Raw genomic sequence first — 16,178 nt, forward strand, 5'->3', positions numbered from 1 at the left:
GCGGGGGATTCCCTCAACGGCATCACCGATTCGATTCGTCCGCGGCACGATATCCGCTGGTGTCACGTCCGGCACGAGGAAACCGCGGCGTTTGCCGCCGGGGCAGAGGCGCATCTGACCGGTCGCCTCGCCGTGTGCGCCGGGAGTTGTGGACCGGGAAATCTCCATCTCATCAATGGCCTCTACGACGCTCACCGGAGCCGCGTCCCCGTCCTCGCAATCGCGGCGCACATCTCGAGCCCTGAAATCGGGAGCGGCTATTTTCAGGAGACCCACCCCGAACATCTCTTTCGTGACTGCAGCCACTACTGCGAACTGATCTCCCAACCGGCGCAGATGCCTCGCGTTTTGGAGATCGCGATCCGGACCGCCCTGGCGCGCCGCGGGGTCGCGGTCGTCGTGGTGCCCGGTGACATCGCGTTGAGGGAGGCCGCCGAGCAGCAGCCGCGCCTCCGATTTTCGGAACCGCATCCAAGTATCCGACCCTCGGACCAGGAGCTCGCCACCGCGGCCGGCATTCTCAACGAGGCGCGAAGGGTCACGATCTTGGGTGGAGCGGGCTGCGCTGGAGCACACACCGAGCTGATCGAGACGGCGGGGAAGCTGAAGGCGCCGATCGTGCACGCGCTGCGGGGGAAAGAATTCATCGAATACGACAATCCCTTTGACGTCGGCATGACGGGCCTGCTGGGGTTTTCCTCCGGCTATCACGCCATGATGGACTCCGATGCGCTGTTGATGCTCGGGACCGACTTCCCGTACCGGCAGTTCTTCCCTGAGCACGCGACGATCATTCAGGTCGACATTCGCGGAGAACAGCTTGGCCGGCGTGCGAAGATCGACGTCGGGTTGGTGGGCGATGTCAAAACGACCCTCGGGGCCCTGCTGCCCCAGCTGCTCCAAAAGACCGAGGGCAGACATTTGGAGGCCTCGCTGCAGCATTATCAGAAAGCGCGCCGGGGTCTGGATGAACTGGCGACAGGGGACTCCGGCCGGAAGCCGATTCACCCCCAGTACGTGGCGCGGGTGCTCGACGAGGTCGCGGCGCCCGACGCCATCTTCGCGGTCGATGTGGGAACGCCGACCATCTGGGCCGCTCGATATCTCACGATGAACGGCACACGGCGGCTGCTGGGTTCCTTCACGCACGGCTCGATGGCCGGAGCTCTGCCACAGGCCATCGGCGCGCAACTAACGTATCCGGGCCGCCAAGTGATCACGCTCTCAGGCGATGGTGGGCTGGCGATGCTGATGGGGGATCTGCTGACCCTCCGGCAATTGCAGCTGCCCGTGAAGCTGGTCGTGTTCAATAACGGCGCCCTCTCCTTCGTCGAGCTCGAGATGAAAGCCGCGGGGTTCCTGGATTTCGCCACAGAGCTGCGCGACCCCGATTTCGCGAAGATGGCGGAAGGGGCAGGCCTGTTGGGCCTCAGAGCGGAGACCCCCGAGCACGTGCGCCCGATGCTTCTGCAGGCCCTCAGTCACGACGGGCCCGCGCTCCTCGATGTGGCGGTGAACCGCCAGGAACTATCCATGCCGCCGTCGCTGACACTGGACGAGATGAGGGGGTTCGCCGTGTTTATGGTCAAAGCGGTGCTCAATGGACGCGGTGATGAGCTCATCGACCTCGCCAAGACCAACCTCTTCCGATAGACGAGAGGGGCGCAGACGCGATGTGGGAGCCGAGCCAACGATATCCAGATCCTGCCGTCCGGGTGCTGCATCCGAGCTTTGCAAAGTATCGGCTCGGTCAGGCGGCAGTCGAACGCCTGGCGACGGGATTCCGTTGGGGCGAGGGGCCGGTGTGGTTCGGCGATGGGCGATTCCTGCTGTGGAGCGACATCCCGAACAACTGCATCATGAAGTGGGAGGAAGAGACGGGCGCGATCAGCGTCTTTCGCAGGCCGTCCAACAACGCCAACGGCAACACCCGCGACCATCAAGGCCGTTTGGTCACCTGCGAACACGACACGCGGCGCGTGACGCGGACGGAATACGACGGCGCCATCACCGTGCTGCTCGATCGGTTCGACGGGAAACCGCTCAACTCCCCGAACGATGTCGTGGTGAAATCGGACGGCTCGATCTGGTTCACGGACCCGCCGTTCGGCATACTCGGCCATTATGAAGGGCATCAGGCGGCGCAAGAGCTGCCCGCGAACGTCTACCGCATCGATGGCAAGACCGGTCGGGCGAACGTGATGGCCGATGACATCAACGGCCCGAACGGCCTGGCCTTCTCACCGGACGAGTCTCGGCTCTACGTGGTCGAGTCGCGGGCGTCTCCGCGCAAGATTCGGGTCTTCGACGTGGTGGCGGACGGCACCAAGCTGGCCAACGGCCGCGTGCTGATCGACGCCGGTGCCGGCACGCCGGACGGGTTCCGCTGCGACGTCGACGGTAATCTCTGGTGCGGGTGGGGCATGGGCGAGCCCGAGTTGGATGGGGTGCGCATATTCTCTTCGGCCGGCGAGCCCATCGGGCATATCGCGCTGCCCGAGCGCTGCGCCAACCTTTGCTTCGGTGGGCGATGGCGGAATCGGCTGTTCATGGCGGCCAGCAAATCACTCTACGCGCTCTACGTGAATACGCAGGGGGCGCCGGGCGGCTAGTCCTGCACGAGGGGGTCACCGTCTTCGATCATTCGGACCGATAGCGGACGACCGCCGCTCCGTCCCAGTCGACCCCCGTACCCGGTCGACCTGGGATCACAGCGGCGCCATCGACGATGCGGAGCGGTTCAGCCAGGATGGGCGCGGCCCGGGAGCCGCCGGCGAACCGCGCGCACCGCAGCAAGATCCGCGGCGAGTGTCGGGTACTCCAGCGGGCACCATTCTCTTGCCTGCGTGCACCAGGTCGATCAGCTCCCCCGGGTTTTTCTTGAGGCACAGCTCTGGCTGGCGGGGCAGAGAAAGGAAATAGATTGAGCCTGTCCCAGGTTTGAACATTTGGGGAGTGCTGTCAGCGGAAAATGGCCGTTTCTTTCTTCGGCGCTCGATGTTTGGCGCGCGCTCTCCCGGGAGGGAGGAGAGTGAAAATGGGTAACACGATCATCGCTACTATCGTTGTCGCCCTCTTCACTGGGATGACCGCCGCCGCAATTGGCCAGCCGGTGCAGTCTCCCGGGGTCAGCATTTCGGACGTGGGGCTAGTCGACGGGCACATCTTGCGAGTCAATGTCGCCACGTCGGGACTGGACCCCCAAGCGGCCGAGAGTCCGGACATCACCTTGGAAGCCTGGATCGGTGACGTCCGGGCTCGGGGATCGCTCCTGCTGACGCCCTTGCCGCCCCGCTTTTCGATGGACATCGACTTCCCGGCAGGCGCCGTCCGGGTAGGCGTCGTAAAGGTGGGCGAGTTTACACCGGTCCGGCCGTTCACGGACAACGTGCGATTCCCGGTGCAGGTGACAGTCCGCCAGGGGAATCGCGCGGCGACGGCGAGCCGGAATGTGACGCTGCTCATCCCGACCGTCATAGTCCCTGGAGTAGCGAACGAGCTCAACCGCCAGCACGAGGTGATGCTCTCGCCGTTCATCCGGCGCGGCTACCAGGCCGAGGGGCGCGCTCCCACGCTGTTCCTGTTTCAGTATCCTTCCCACCAGGTTGGGCTGGAAGAGGGGGCCCACCGGCTTGCCGAGTCCGTCCGCCGGGTCGTCCTGGCCCGAGCGTACGCGGGGAAGATCAACGTCATCGGCCACAGCCTCGGCGGCCTGTTGGCCCGGTGGAATGTCCAATTCGATGTAGACGGGTGGGGAACGCTGGTCAGCCGGCTGATACTCGTTGGGGTGCCGAATGAGGGATCCGTCCTGGCGTACACATACCGCAACGTGCCCACCTTTCTCCCGTTTGCCTACTTTGCGCACGCCCCAGCGGCACGCGCGCTGATGCCGACGTTCCCATTCTGGCGGGCTGCCCCGACGGAGCCGTGGTCCATGCCGCCGGACGGGGATAATCCCGCGCTCGCGCAGCTCAACGCTCGCCCGATCCCTAAGGGGGTTCGCGTGTGGGTGTTCTATGGAAGTCGCGGCGGGGATGACTCAAACACCCTGGCCGGTGTGACCGAGGGTGGCCAAAGCCGAGATCTCGCTTCTGGAGACGGCGTCGTACTCGCAGACAGCGCGCAGGGGCTTCCGATTCATGGAGGGAGCGGCGTGGCAGCCCTGATGACTCCGGATGTGGCTCGGGTCAACCTCGGCCCGGTGGGGCACAGTGATCTGTTAGCCGCGGGGGCCGATCGAGTCATTGCCGTGTTGCTCGACCGGGTCCTCGAGACATCCATCCCCCCTTCGCCGCAACAAGTGCCGGATAACACGCGTGAGAATGGCAATAGCCGGTGATGGTCTTCTCGCGCCCCTAGCATCGGTCGAGGGGGCTGCCGATCCGCTGCAGAAACACTCTGCGGTAGATGCGGCAGACGATCCGCGCGGTGGGGCGCCTGCCGGTTGCGTGAGGAGGTAGAGGATGCCGGCTTACCGGGCGAAGGTGCCGTATGGACCAGAGGACCGACGGGCGTGGACCGTTTTGCCGTTTCCCCGCTCGGAGTACGAACGGCGCCTCGCGGAGGTCCGGGATCGTCTTCCACGCCACCGGTTGGCGGCGCTTCTGGCCTTTGCCAACAACAGCGATCCTGGGCACGCTCGGTACCTGGCAAACTTCGAAGCCGGCCCTGGCGAAACGTTCGTCGTGGTGCCGCTCGCGGGCGCGCCGATGCTCACGACCAACTGGTTGATGCACGGCGAACCGATGCACACTTCGATTTGGACGACCTGGCTCGATGATGTCCGTCCCGCAGAGCGTGCCGGTTTCAGCTCGGCACCGGAGACGACCGTGGCCGGTCAGGTTGCCGAGAAGCTTCACGAGCTCGGCCTGCAGCGTGAGCGCATCGGTGTAGCTGGAAACGCGATCATCCCACACGGCGTCCTCACCGAACTTCAGGAGCGCCTGCCGAATGCCGCGCTCATTCCCGCCGATACCCTCCTCCTCGATGTGCGGTCGCGCAAGTCGCCACTCGAGATCGACGTGATGCGCCGCGCCGCGCGGATCTCCGGGCGGATGCACGAAGCGGCAATTGAGACGATTGCCCCCGGCGTCACCGAGCGGGAGGTCGCCGCGAAGGCGCACGGCGTGGCCTTCGCAGAGGGCGCCGATGAGCTCGCGTTCGCGAGCGCGGTGACCGGCGGGCCCCGGGCCGGGCTCAAGCACTGCGCACCCGCGGCTCGCGTGTTTGAAAGGGGCGATATGGTCTTCCTCGACATGGGCGCTGTGCGCGACGGGTACTGCGCGGACGTCTCGCGCTGCCTCGTTGTGGGGGCGCCGTCGGCCGAGCAGCGGCGCTTCCTCGAGACCGGGCTTGCGATGTTCGAAGCGGTCCTCGCAAAGGCCGCGCCCGGCGCACGGGTGCAGGACCTCATCGCCGTCGCCCGGGGCATCGCCGAACGCGCCGGGTTCGCGGACGATTACATGCCGAAGGGGTTCGGCCACGGCCTCGGCTGTTCGCTGTTCGAACAACCCTCGTTGCGGGCAATCAGCGAGGCGGTGCTGGAGCCGGGCAACGTCTTCGCGTTGGAGCCGATGCTGGTCAGGTCGGGCTTTGGCACCGCGGTCGTGGAGGAAACGGTCCTCATGACTTCGCATGGGGCGGAGGCTCTGTCGGGTTGCGTGTTCCGCACCTGGTAATCACGGTCGTGTAACGCTTTGACCTCGCAGTGATCGCTTCGGCATGATTGCGAAATTCGTTGGGTTGCGTCCCCACCACGATATCGTGAAGGGGTATGTAACAACTTTGTTAACGTGGGGCGGTTTGGGAATGCCCACAGATAGACTTGGGTTCGTTGTGATGGTGGACAAAATCGGAGCGGAAGCGCTCCAAGAAAGCAACGAGGTGAGTGCGATGCAGAAGCTTCTGGCAGTGGCGGTGTTGGGTGCGAGTCTGGCATTTGCGTCGGGCGCGGCATTCGCGGAAGATCGTGGGGTTGTTGAGCCGGTGTCCCAGCCGACTCAGCCGGCGACCGTGAGTGTGTACTTCGACTCCAACCCGGGAACGTTCGCGGGTGGTCCCGCACACGACGTTTCGGTTGACGCGAGCCGCGGACAGGAAGGCAACAACCGGTAATCCCTGCCGACCCGCGAAGCAGCCGCCGGGTGCTCGGCTCGGCGGCTGCGGGCGCGGTCGAGACAAGAAGCCGTCAGTCCGCCGCAGCTCCGCCGTTGAGTGTACGACCGGGACTCCTTCCTTGGGACCCTAAGGATCTGGACGCCCGGCAGGCGGCTCTTTTTTCCAATCTCGAAAGATCCGGAGGAGATCCTGCTTAGCGTCCAGAGACAAGTCTTCCTCGGTCAGCCGTCCGACTGTGCGGATGGTCTGGCGCATCTGGTCCAGGTAGATGACGCAATAGCTGCAGTCTTTGAGGTGGTTCTCAAACCGCTGCCGATCGGCTGGAGGGAGAGTGCCTTCCAGATACTCGGTCACCAGTTCCACAAGCTCTTTGCAGGCCATCTCCGAAGGAATTGACATCTTCGCTAATCGCCTCCCTCTCCTTCCTCGAAGTATCGCTCGAGCGCCCGACGCACTCTGGAACGGGCCCTGTGCAGCAAGACGCGCTGATTGACAGCGGAGACCGAGAGGAGGTCGCGGACCTCTTCGGGTGTGCACCCGTTCATGTCCCGCAACGTGATCACCTCACGCTGGGTTGGCGGCAGCGTGTCGATCGCCTGCTGAATGTAGGCTTGGGTTTCCTTCGCGAGCAAGCGATCTTCCGGAGACTCCCCCCAACTCCGAGGAGGCGTGCGCCAGTGATTGGGCCATTGAGGATGGGTGGCATCGAGGAAGCGGTCCGGATCGACGGCCGGCTCGGCCGGTTCTCCGGCGGGGTCCCCCAGGGCCGAAAAGGGGATGCTGCGCCCCTCGCGTTGCATCTGCGTCTTCGTCCGGTTCATCAGGATCCGAAAAATCCAGGTCCGCAGCGAGCTGCGCGCCTCGAACCTACCGATTCCTTTGAGGACGCCCAGCCACGCGTCCTGCACAACCTCCTCAGCTATCGCCCTTGACACGTACATCGAGGCGAGCCTCAACATGGGGACATGATAGCGTGCTGTCAGGATCACGAATGCGTCTTCGTCGCCTTCACGCAGCGCGATGACCAGTTCGGTGTCTTCGTCGGTATGCGCAACGTCGCTTACCACAGGTTATTGCTCCGCGCAGGCACGTCTCGGCCAGACGAACTCTGGCGCGCCACGCTTCTGCTCAAGCCACGCTTCAAAGCCGACCGACTCGGGGCATTCCGCGACGGACGCCGACTCCCCTCCCGCGCGGGTCACCGGAACACGGCGGCAACATCAGGATGTCGCAGCGTGCTACGCCGCCCGGCGTCGGGGACGCAGGGTGGCCACAGGCTGTGGAGACACCGCAGCTTCACGCGCAGTCCCGGCCAGTGCCGGATCGGGTATCTCCTCCATTCTTACGATCGCCGAGGTCCCGTCGACTCGCGCAGCCCTATGCAGGTGGTTCACGGAGACGATCGAGTCGCCAAACCGAGGCGTCGCTTTGATCGTGAATCCGCACGAGCATCGGTACCAACCCATGATCGCCCTCCTCCCTTTTCGTTCCGTTCCGCTCTTCATCAAACCCGTGCCGGCCGGCCGGCATTCCCATCTTGGCCCGCGTGAACACGGTTGTTACACACGCCACGTGTGTAACGATGGCGACAAAGCCGAGACTACATGGCCGAGGTGAGCATCACACTCAACGAAGGGGGTCGACCATGAACACTATGGACGTCAAAGGAGCAGCCGTCGCGATAAACCGCAGAGATGAGGGCGAACGTTCCGCAGCGGAGGTGGCATGGGGCGAACGCCTGACCGGCATCGGCACCGGGATCCTCCGGTATGGGCTGGTGTTCCTCCTCGTCGTGATCGGCTCGATGAAGTTTTTCGCGTTCGAGGCGAGAGGGATCCAGCCGTTAGTGGCCCACAGTCCGTTTCTCAGCTGGATGTATCATGTCTTGAGCGTTCAAGGGGTGTCCAATTTCTTCGGGCTCGTAGAGATTACAACGGGGATCCTCATCGCGCTCCGGCGAGTCTCGCCGAGGGCATCGGCGGTGGGAAGCCTTGCAGGGGTCGTCATTTTCCTCACCACCCTGTCGTTTCTGTTCACAACGCCGGGAGCTTTGACCCCCGGATCCGATGTCGGGGGCTTTCTGATGAAAGATCTGGTTCTGCTCGGTGCGGCTATCTACACGACCGGCGAGGCGCTCCTCGCGTCGAACTCTTAACTGGACGGCCCCGTTGCGGACATCGGTGTGGGAGGGGGTCGAGCATCGTCCATCAGGGACCTTCGTTTGGGCATCCCCAGTCCGTCGGGCGGGGGATAGTGTGATGTCCAAGCCTCGTGCTAGAGTGATCGAAATGGGGAGCCGCGGATCTATCTTTTGGGCGCCGCAGGGTAACGGACGATAACATGAGCCACGTCTTTGTCTTGCGGTTCAAATGTGCCAAGTGCGGCGAAGTCTGGAAGGTCCTGACCTCGCCGCCGAAGCCCGAGCCGGCGTCCTGCTGCCCGCGGTGTGCGAGTTTCGTTCGGGAGTTCGCTGGGCTGGAGGCCGCGCGGCCGGCTGGGACCCCAAGACAGCAGGCCTCCTCGCCACTCGACCGCTTTCACTAACGGACCCACCCTCGAAGGTCCCCGGGCGAGCGGAATCGCGCCTTTCCCCGGAGCGTAACCCAGAGCGGGGCATCAGAGATGGCTGAGCGGCTGGGAGACGAGGGCATCCAGCGGTTCCTCGCGACGAAAGACGTCGTCGTGCTCGCGACGGTACAGGCCAATGGCTCGCCCCTTGCGATGCCCGTCTGGTTTCTGCACGGCGTCGACTCGCTCACCATGATCAGCGAGGCCAACACGCAGAAGGTCCGAAACCTCCGGCGTGATCCTCGGGTCTGCGTCGTCGCCGAGGCCGGGGGCCCCGCGGGCCTACGTAGTGTGACCATCCAGGGTCGTGCCGAGTTCCTCCCCGAGTCGGATGAGCGGCGCGCGCTCGCACGCGCGTTCCTGAAAAAGTACCACCCAGAGCTTGGGCGACGGTGGGGAGGCGATGTGATGCCGCCGGATCGAGTCATGTTTCGGATTGTCCCGGACCGGATACGAAGCTGGGGTCGGTCGGCCTAACCCGACGCCCGAAGAACTCGAGCCGCCGGCCTCGAGTGACTTGGGACGCTTTGCGCACGAAGCCCCCTTGGACGCGCGCCAAGATCGTGGCGCCTATACCGAACGTGTGAGGCCTCCGTCGACGCGGAGGTTCTGCCCGGTGATATAGCCGGCTTCATCCGACAGCAGGAAAGCGATGGTCTTGGCGATTTCGTCCAGCTTCCCGGCGCGTCCCATGGGGATTCGCTGTACCGTGTCGCCATCCACCGGATAGCTTTCGATAAACCCGGGCAACACGCTGTTCATACGAATCCCGTGGGACGCATACTCATCTGCGTACAGTTTGGTGAAGCTCCCCAGCGCCGCCCGCAACGTGGAGGACACGGGGAAGGTTCGGCTTGGTTCGAACGCCGAAAACGTCGAAATGTTGACGATGCTGCCACGACCTTGGCGCAGGAACACCGGGGTCACGAGCCGCGCCATCCGCACGACGTTCAACAGCAACAGATCCATTCCGGCGAGCCAGTCGGCGTCGGAAATCTCCAGCAGCTTGCCCTTGGGCGGGTGGCCGGTGGAGTTGACCACCGCATCGAGCCGGCCATAGCGTTCGAGGCTGGCTTCGACGAGGTTTTGCAGGTCGCGAGGGTTGGACACCGAGCCGGCCAGGCTGAGAGCGTTGTGCGCGTGCGCCACCGCCGGCGCTCCAGAGGGGGACAGGACGGCAAGCCGGTATCCGCGGGCGGCGAGTTCGTGGGCAGCCGCGGCGCCGATGCCCCGGCCGGCGCCGGTCACGATGGCGACTTTCTGTATGCCTCCCTCCATGACGGTCCTCAGCATACCACGGTACGAAGGGGCAAACTACACTCCCGGCGTGTGCCCCCCGTCGATCATGACTGTGGTGGGGCGTCGGGTGGGGGGGCGGGAAGCTGTTCGAGGTACCCGGCGAATACCTGATTCCCGAGGGCCCCCGGCCGGCGCTGACGAATGAGATCGACCGCAGCTTTTCCGTCGATGTGTAGAATCTTCATCGCCACGAGCGCGTTAAAGAGGCCCGAACGGCTCTTCCCCTTATGGCAGTGCACCAGCACTCGGTGTCCGTCCCGGATCGAGCGCACGGCCAAGTCCGTCAGCGCATCCATGATCTTCATGTCCGGCAATCTGGCGATATCCTCGATGGGCCAGAAGATGTAGAGGATCGAGTTGGGGATTGTCGGCACACCGGGATCCAACGTCCCGTAGAGATCCACGACCACGTCGATGCTCCGCTCGAGGATGGGCCGCCAGTCCGCCGCCTCCTCGGGCGCGCCGCTCTGGTACAGCTGGTTTTCGAGGATTTCGAAGATCTCCATGAGACCCCACGGATTCTTGCCATCATCTTCTCTAAGGGCTCCGCCAATTCTTCCCTCGGAGCGAGGGCTACGGGGGGGATAAGGAAGGGCATACATCCTGTTGGAACAGGTGCGTGCCGTCATCCTTCTATCTAATAATCGCGCGCCTGTCCCAGCGGGGTGACGCACATGAAGATTGTGTGGTCTCAGTTTCTCACGGCAGTCGTTCTCCTCGTCATGTGCGGGCCGGCCGTAGCAGCCGATCAAGGGATCAGCGTTCACACGCTGATCCAGGATCCCGCGAGATATGACGGCAAGGTGGTGACCGTTGTCGGGACGATCACCGCCTATCGAGAACGGGTCTCCAACGCGGGGAACCCGTATACGACCTTTCGTCTCAGCGACGGCGACGAGTTTGTCGCCGTGTTCTCCTGGAACAAACAGGGCTTCAGCAACGGGCAGCGGGTCCGGGTGACCGGGACATTCTCGAAGATCCGGGAGGCGGGGACGTCCCCAGTCGGGAACGAGATTCAGGCCTACCGGATCGAGGCGCTGCCCTAAGCACTACGATCCGGGGATCTTTTCGGCTTCGGCGACGATCCTTCCCTGTTGGTCGCGCGTGAGGTGCCGCTTCGCCCAGCCGGCCACGGCCGCGATCCATGAGCGACGGGTCGGAAACGCGTTCGTGGTCGCGGTGGCCGCTCCGCGGATGCTGAGCGGGATCGGGAACCCCTTCACACGAACCCCGGCCAGGGTCCCGGTGAAGGTGCAGGACTTGCGAATGCACGCATAGCCCCCATAGGCAAATGTCGCCCCGTGAGTGGTCAGCGTGATGAGCCCGATCGCCCAGGTGCCGGTGAAACTTCCCACGACGGGAACCCCCCCAAACCGCCCTGCCACGACCCCCGTCGAAAACCATGGGGTGGGCGTCGATGTAGAGGCGAGCCTGATCGGCAGGTTCAGCTGATCTTCGGCGGGCCCCGTCGATCCGGGCGCGGCCAGCGCCGGCGTGGCAAGCGATAGAACCAGCACGACAGTCAGAACGATTCGCCGCATGAACGTCCTCCCGGACTCTCCGTATCTACCTTATTATTGCTACATACCTCAAATCGATCTCTCGTAGACCTGTGCGCAACCCCCCACGTGAGTGCGCGGTCGCCGGAGCGTGCAGGGACCGGGCCGTGGGAGACGGAACGCCCCGTCGGAATTCGACGCGGGAGGAGGGAGACGCGTGGACGAGGTGAGATCTTTGACGGCTGTGATCACGGGCGCGGCCGGGGGGATCGGCCGAGCGGCCGCCGAGAAATTCGCGGCGAGCGGGGTCCAGGTCGTCGCCGCCGACCTCCGGCCGCCGCAGGCCACGGCGGACGGGATTGCCGCGCGCGGCGGGCGGTGCATCGCGCTCGCGGTCGATGTGGCGGACCGGGCGCAGGTGGGCGGCATGATCGCGGCCGCGGGCAGGCAGTTCGGAGGGGTCGACATCCTGGTCGCCAACGCGGGGATCGGCTTTCCCGACCCCATCCTGACGATCTCCGAGGAGAATTGGGACCGGGTTCTCGCTGTCAACCTGAAGGGCGCCTTCCTCTGCGCGCAGGCTGCGCTGCCCTCTATGGTGGAACGGCGGCGGGGAGCGATCGTGCTGGTGTCGTCTATCGCCGGCCGCCGTGCAAGCTTGACGAACGGCGCCCACTACACGTGTTCGAAGTACGGGCTGATCGGACTGACCCGCCACCTCGCAACCGAATTGGCGGGGACGGGGATTCGGGTCAACTGTGTCTGCCCGGGCCCGACAGAGACGCCGTTGCTCTGGCAGGTCGCAACGGCGGAGCAACGAACGGATTTTGCCCGCAAGACGCCCCTCGGGCGCCTGGCCCATCCCGATGACGTCGCCGGCGTGATCGTGTTCCTGGCGGGGCCCGGCGCACGCCACGTCCACGGCGCCATCGTGGACGTCAACGGCGGCCTGTACTGACGCCCCGCTCGGCGGCGGGGTGTGGCTAGGGTTTGGGGAGCGGCGGTAGCGTTCCGGTCAGAAGCCACCGGACCTTTGCGTGCAGGTCCTCCGCATCCGGCACCCAGAAGCTCAGCGGCATCCGCATGATGCTGTCGAACAGGGTGGCGGGATGGCCTTCGATGGTTTGAGCGGAGACGGCGTCGGGCGCCAAGTGGTCGATCTCGTGCACCCAACCGAGCAGTTGCTCGCTCGTGAGATCGGTCCCCAACTCGGCACGCGCGGTGCTGATGATCTGCGGGAGCCGGACCCATACCTGAGGACGGTGAACCGCCGCGAGGGCCGCGCGCAAGAAGTGTTGCTGCCGGCGGATCCGCCCGATGTCGCCCTCGGGATCGTTTCGGAACCGAAGGTATTGCTCGGCGTGCGGTCCGTCCAGCACTTGGGGACCGGGAAAGAGATTGATGAACAGGCCCTGTTCGTGATCGTTATAGAGCATCCGCTTCTCCACCGTGATCGGGACGCCGCCGATGACATCGACGAGGTGGCGGAGGGCGGGGAGGCTGAAGACGAAGTAGTGCGCGACGGGCACCCCCAAGAGCTTCACCACAGCGGCGCGTGTCCGACCGACCCCGCCGGACGCGTACGCGTGGACGAGTTTGGTGTAGCCGACGCCTTGAATGGTGACTCCGATATCCCGTGGCACCCCCAACACCCTGGCCTGATGGCGGACCGCGTCCCATTGGGCGACCATGATGGAATCCGTGCGGTGCTGGTCCTGGGTCAGCCCGACAATGAGGAAACGCTCGTCGCCGTGCGGCACCGGCGGGCGCCCGGTGGGCTGCGCCGCCGGCGGCAAAGTCGGGCGGGATGGCGGCCGCAGCGGTCCGGGAGCCAGGACGAGCGCGAGCAGAAGGACCGCGCTCGCGGCGACCGCGCGCCGCACCGTGGCCAACCGACGAGATGCGTCCTGGAGATGCAATAGGTTAATACTGGGTCCGCTAGGGCTGCGCTGCGTCATGAGCCTCCGAGTGCACACGGCGAGTCGACGCAGACGGGCGCCGCGGCGAGCGTGCAGCTTTTCGTCAATCTGTCGTCCTGTCCCATCTCTTCGCCACCAACACGAAGGTTCCTTGGGGATTCCGGATCAGCAGGAGGCATTCATGCGTAACGGGAAAGAATCCGGTGCCGCCTGCGTTCTCAGTACAAGCGAGGTGCATCATCATGGCGTTCTCAGTCATTGGACAATCGCTTCCCAGGGTAGATGGGGAGGAGAAGATCACCGGCCGCGCCCGATTTACCGGGGATCACGAACTCCGCGGCCTGCTCCACGCCCGTCTCGTCCTCAGCCCATACGCGCACGCTCGGATCCGCCGGCTCCCGACAGCAGCCGCGCGCGCGGTTCCGGGGGTGGTGGCCGTGTTCACGTCGGACGACCTCCCATTCGGCGACGAGGTGCCCAACACGCGCGGGCGCTGCCTCTTGGCCCGCGGCGAGGTGCGCTTCGCCGGCGATCCCGTGGCGGTGGTGGTCGCGGAGTCTGAAGCCGCCGCGGCGGATGGGGCGGAGCGCCTGGCGGCCGCGGTCGAGTTCGACCCGCTGCCGGCGCTTGTGGATCCTGCGGCCGCCGCAGACCCCGAGGCGCCGTTGGTGCAGCCCGGGCTCGCCGGCAAAAGCTCCGAGGCGAGCCTTCACGCAGCGGTGAAGGTGGACGACGATCCCGGAGACCAGAAGCCCAGCAACGTGAGCAGTCGTGTCCGCTTCGTACGCGGAGACATCGAGCGAGGGTTGCGCGAGTCGGACCTGGTGATCGACCGGACGTTTCGCACGTCCATCGTGCACCAAGCCTACATCGAGCCGCATGCCACGGTCGCAGACTACGACGCGGCGGCCAAGCGATTGACCCTGTGGACGGCGACCCAGGCGCTGTTCTACTCGAGAGAGCATGTCTCCCAGGTGCTTGGGTTGCCCGAGTCCTCCGTCCGCATCGTTCCTATGCCGGTGGGCGGGGGCTTTGGAGCCAAGATCCTCCTGCTCGAGCCGCTCGCCGGTGCGCTCGCGATGGTGTTGCGGCGGCCCGTCCGGCTCGTGCTGACACGCTCGGACGAGTTCCGGACCGCCACGCCCGCCCCGCAGTCGACCTTCGAGGTGCGGCTCGGAGCGAAGCGCGACGGGACGTTCGTCGCCCTTCGGGCGCGGCTGCTGTTCGACGCCGGGGCGCTCCCTGGAGCCCCTCTCAATATCGCCGCGTTGATGCTCGGCGGCATGTACCAAGTCCCGTATCTGGACGTGCAGGGGCGCGAGGTCCTCACGCACAAAGCCCCGGTCGGCGCGTACCGGGCGCCCGGCGCGCCTCAGGCGGCGTTCGCCTTGGAGTCCGTCATCGACGATCTCGCCCGCGCGTTGGGTCACGATCCGATAGAGCTTCGGCTGCAGAACGCTTCCAAGGGCGGTGACCCGATGCCGAGCGGCGAGACATGGCCCCGGATCGGCCTTCGGGAATCGCTGGCGGCCCTGCAGGAGGATCCGCTCTGGCGAAATCGGGGCCGTGACGGGCGGGGGATTGGGGTCGCCGCGGGTGGGTGGTTTGGTGGGATGGAGCCCGCGAGCGCCTGCGTCCGGCTGAACACCGACGGCACCATGCATGTGGTCGTCGGGTCCGTGGATATCAGCGGCACCGCCACGGGGCTGGCCCAGGTCGCCGCCGAAACGCTCGGCGTCCCGCTCTCGCGGGTTCGGATGATCGCCGGCGACAGCGACAATGCGCCGGCCGCGGGCATGTCCGGTGGGAGCAAGATCATGTATACCGTCGGCTCGGCGGTGGCAAAAGCGGCACAGGACGCGCGGCAGCAGATCCTCGCGCTGGCAGCCCGGCGCCTCGAAGCGGCCGAGGGGGACCTTGAAATCGTGGACGGGACGGTGCGGGTCCGGGGTGTTCCCACGCGGACGGTGGCGATCGCGGAGCTGGCCAAGCTCCAGTCCGGGTTCGGGGCCAGCTATCCCCCGGTGTTCGGGGTGGCATCCGAGGCCATCGTTCAGCGCGCCCCCGCGTTTGGGGTGCATGCCGCCCGGGTCCACGTCGACACCGACTCCGGACGGGTCCGGGTCATCGAGTACGCAGTCGCCCAGGACGTTGGGCGGGCCATCAATCCCGCCGCCATCTTCGGACAGATCCACGGGGGAGTGGCCCAGGGGATCGGGTGGGCCCTGCTGGAACGGATGATCTACGACGAGCACGGCTCGCTCGCGACCGGATCGTTCCTCGACTATGCGCTGCCGCGAGCGGCGGATATCCCGGCGATCCGGACCACCCTGGTCGAAGTGCCCTCCGAGCGGGGTCCGTTTGGCGCGAAGGGGGTCGGGGAACCGCCTGTGGTCCCTGTGGCCGCGGCGATCGGCAATGCCATCGCGGACGCGACGGGAGCTCGGGTCGAATCGCTTCCCATCGTTCCGGAGACGGTAGTCCAAGCTCTCGCCCGCACGGAGCGGGCGTGACCACGGTCACCGTTCCCATTGCGGTCGTCGGCGGTGGCCCCGCCGGACTTGCGGCCGCAGGGGAGTGCCACGCCGCGGGTAGCCGGGCCCTGCTGCTTGAGGAAAGGCCGGTCCTCGGCGGGCGTGCCGTCATCGTGCCAGGGGCACGCGGCTTGGCGGAGGGGTTGATGCGCGACCTCCGGTCGACGGAGGTGTGGCGGAGCAGTGCGGTCTGGGGCCTGTTTGGGCGTACCCTCACCGTCCTGCAAAACGGGCGGACGCAT

The 16,178-nt window shown here is 65.6% G+C and carries 17 protein-coding genes; 11 read left to right on the plus strand and 6 right to left on the minus strand.

What is annotated here, in order from left to right; all coding sequences use genetic code 11:
- The 5 genes from poxB to VFP86_16355 all read left to right on the plus strand — a co-directional run.
- Positions 1 to 1,653, plus strand: a 1,653-nt coding sequence (gene poxB, locus VFP86_16335; GenBank protein HET9001207.1) for a ubiquinone-dependent pyruvate dehydrogenase, incomplete at its 5' end; no start/stop codon positions are given.
- A gap of 20 nt (positions 1,654 to 1,673) precedes the next feature.
- Positions 1,674 to 2,612, plus strand: coding sequence for an SMP-30/gluconolactonase/LRE family protein (locus VFP86_16340; protein HET9001208.1), 939 nt, complete (start codon positions 1,674 to 1,676; stop codon positions 2,610 to 2,612).
- Positions 2,613 to 3,037: 425 nt separating this feature from the next.
- On the plus strand, positions 3,038 to 4,339 hold the full coding sequence (locus VFP86_16345; protein ID HET9001209.1) for a hypothetical protein: 1,302 nt from the start codon (positions 3,038 to 3,040) through the stop codon (positions 4,337 to 4,339).
- Positions 4,340 to 4,463: 124 nt separating this feature from the next.
- A complete protein-coding gene (locus tag VFP86_16350; protein HET9001210.1) occupies positions 4,464 to 5,678 on the plus strand; it encodes a Xaa-Pro peptidase family protein in 1,215 nt (404 codons plus the stop codon).
- 130 nt (positions 5,679 to 5,808) lie between these two features.
- Complete coding sequence (locus VFP86_16355; protein HET9001211.1) at positions 5,809 to 6,114, plus strand: hypothetical protein; 306 nt, start codon at positions 5,809 to 5,811, stop codon at positions 6,112 to 6,114.
- 129 nt (positions 6,115 to 6,243) lie between these two features.
- Here VFP86_16355 and VFP86_16360 read toward each other — a convergent pair whose 3' ends face one another.
- On the minus strand, positions 6,244 to 6,516 hold the full coding sequence (locus VFP86_16360; protein HET9001212.1) for a zf-HC2 domain-containing protein: 273 nt from the start codon (positions 6,514 to 6,516) through the stop codon (positions 6,244 to 6,246).
- Positions 6,517 to 6,521: 5 nt separating this feature from the next.
- A complete protein-coding gene (locus tag VFP86_16365) occupies positions 6,522 to 7,184 on the minus strand; it encodes an RNA polymerase sigma factor (GenBank protein HET9001213.1) in 663 nt (220 codons plus the stop codon).
- Between the two features lie 578 nt (positions 7,185 to 7,762).
- Between VFP86_16365 and VFP86_16370 the strand changes: the two genes are divergently transcribed.
- Together VFP86_16370 and VFP86_16375 are read left to right on the plus strand one after the other, a co-directional pair.
- The gene (locus VFP86_16370; GenBank protein HET9001214.1) at positions 7,763 to 8,272 is read left to right on the plus strand and encodes a DUF417 family protein; all 510 of its coding nucleotides are present in this window, start codon (positions 7,763 to 7,765) and stop codon (positions 8,270 to 8,272) included.
- Positions 8,273 to 8,739: 467 nt separating this feature from the next.
- Positions 8,740 to 9,162 carry a pyridoxamine 5'-phosphate oxidase family protein gene (locus VFP86_16375; protein HET9001215.1) on the plus strand — a complete coding sequence of 141 codons (423 nt, stop codon included), beginning with the start codon at positions 8,740 to 8,742 and terminating at the stop codon, positions 9,160 to 9,162.
- Between the two features lie 93 nt (positions 9,163 to 9,255).
- Here the strand turns inward: VFP86_16375 and VFP86_16380 are convergent, their stop codons facing one another.
- Both VFP86_16380 and VFP86_16385 read right to left on the minus strand, forming a co-directional pair.
- Positions 9,256 to 9,963 carry an SDR family oxidoreductase gene (locus VFP86_16380; protein ID HET9001216.1) on the minus strand — a complete coding sequence of 236 codons (708 nt, stop codon included), beginning with the start codon at positions 9,961 to 9,963 and terminating at the stop codon, positions 9,256 to 9,258.
- A 65-nt stretch (positions 9,964 to 10,028) separates the two neighbouring features.
- A complete protein-coding gene (locus VFP86_16385; protein HET9001217.1) occupies positions 10,029 to 10,490 on the minus strand; it encodes a dual specificity protein phosphatase in 462 nt (153 codons plus the stop codon).
- A 168-nt stretch (positions 10,491 to 10,658) separates the two neighbouring features.
- Here VFP86_16385 and VFP86_16390 point away from each other — a divergent pair, with 168 nt between their 5' ends.
- Positions 10,659 to 11,030 (plus strand): hypothetical protein, encoded by a 372-nt coding sequence (locus VFP86_16390; GenBank protein HET9001218.1) that lies wholly within the window; start codon positions 10,659 to 10,661, stop codon positions 11,028 to 11,030.
- 3 nt (positions 11,031 to 11,033) lie between these two features.
- Here the strand turns inward: VFP86_16390 and VFP86_16395 are convergent, their stop codons facing one another.
- Complete coding sequence (locus tag VFP86_16395) at positions 11,034 to 11,525, minus strand: hypothetical protein (GenBank protein HET9001219.1); 492 nt, start codon at positions 11,523 to 11,525, stop codon at positions 11,034 to 11,036.
- A gap of 175 nt (positions 11,526 to 11,700) precedes the next feature.
- Here VFP86_16395 and VFP86_16400 point away from each other — a divergent pair, with 175 nt between their 5' ends.
- Positions 11,701 to 12,441, plus strand: coding sequence for an SDR family NAD(P)-dependent oxidoreductase (locus VFP86_16400; protein ID HET9001220.1), 741 nt, complete (start codon positions 11,701 to 11,703; stop codon positions 12,439 to 12,441).
- 25 nt (positions 12,442 to 12,466) lie between these two features.
- Here the strand turns inward: VFP86_16400 and VFP86_16405 are convergent, their stop codons facing one another.
- Positions 12,467 to 13,366 carry an LCP family protein gene (locus tag VFP86_16405; protein HET9001221.1) on the minus strand — a complete coding sequence of 300 codons (900 nt, stop codon included), beginning with the start codon at positions 13,364 to 13,366 and terminating at the stop codon, positions 12,467 to 12,469.
- Between the two features lie 278 nt (positions 13,367 to 13,644).
- Here VFP86_16405 and VFP86_16410 point away from each other — a divergent pair, with 278 nt between their 5' ends.
- The gene (locus tag VFP86_16410) at positions 13,645 to 15,915 is read left to right on the plus strand and encodes a xanthine dehydrogenase family protein molybdopterin-binding subunit (GenBank protein ID HET9001222.1); all 2,271 of its coding nucleotides are present in this window, start codon (positions 13,645 to 13,647) and stop codon (positions 15,913 to 15,915) included.
- Positions 15,912 to 16,178 (plus strand): FAD-dependent oxidoreductase (locus VFP86_16415; protein HET9001223.1); only part of this gene is annotated, 267 nt, incomplete at its 3' end. The genes VFP86_16410 and VFP86_16415, both read left to right, overlap by 4 nt.

The organism is bacterium (genome assembly GCA_035703895.1).
Classification (GTDB): Bacteria; Sysuimicrobiota; Sysuimicrobiia; order Sysuimicrobiales; family Segetimicrobiaceae; genus Segetimicrobium.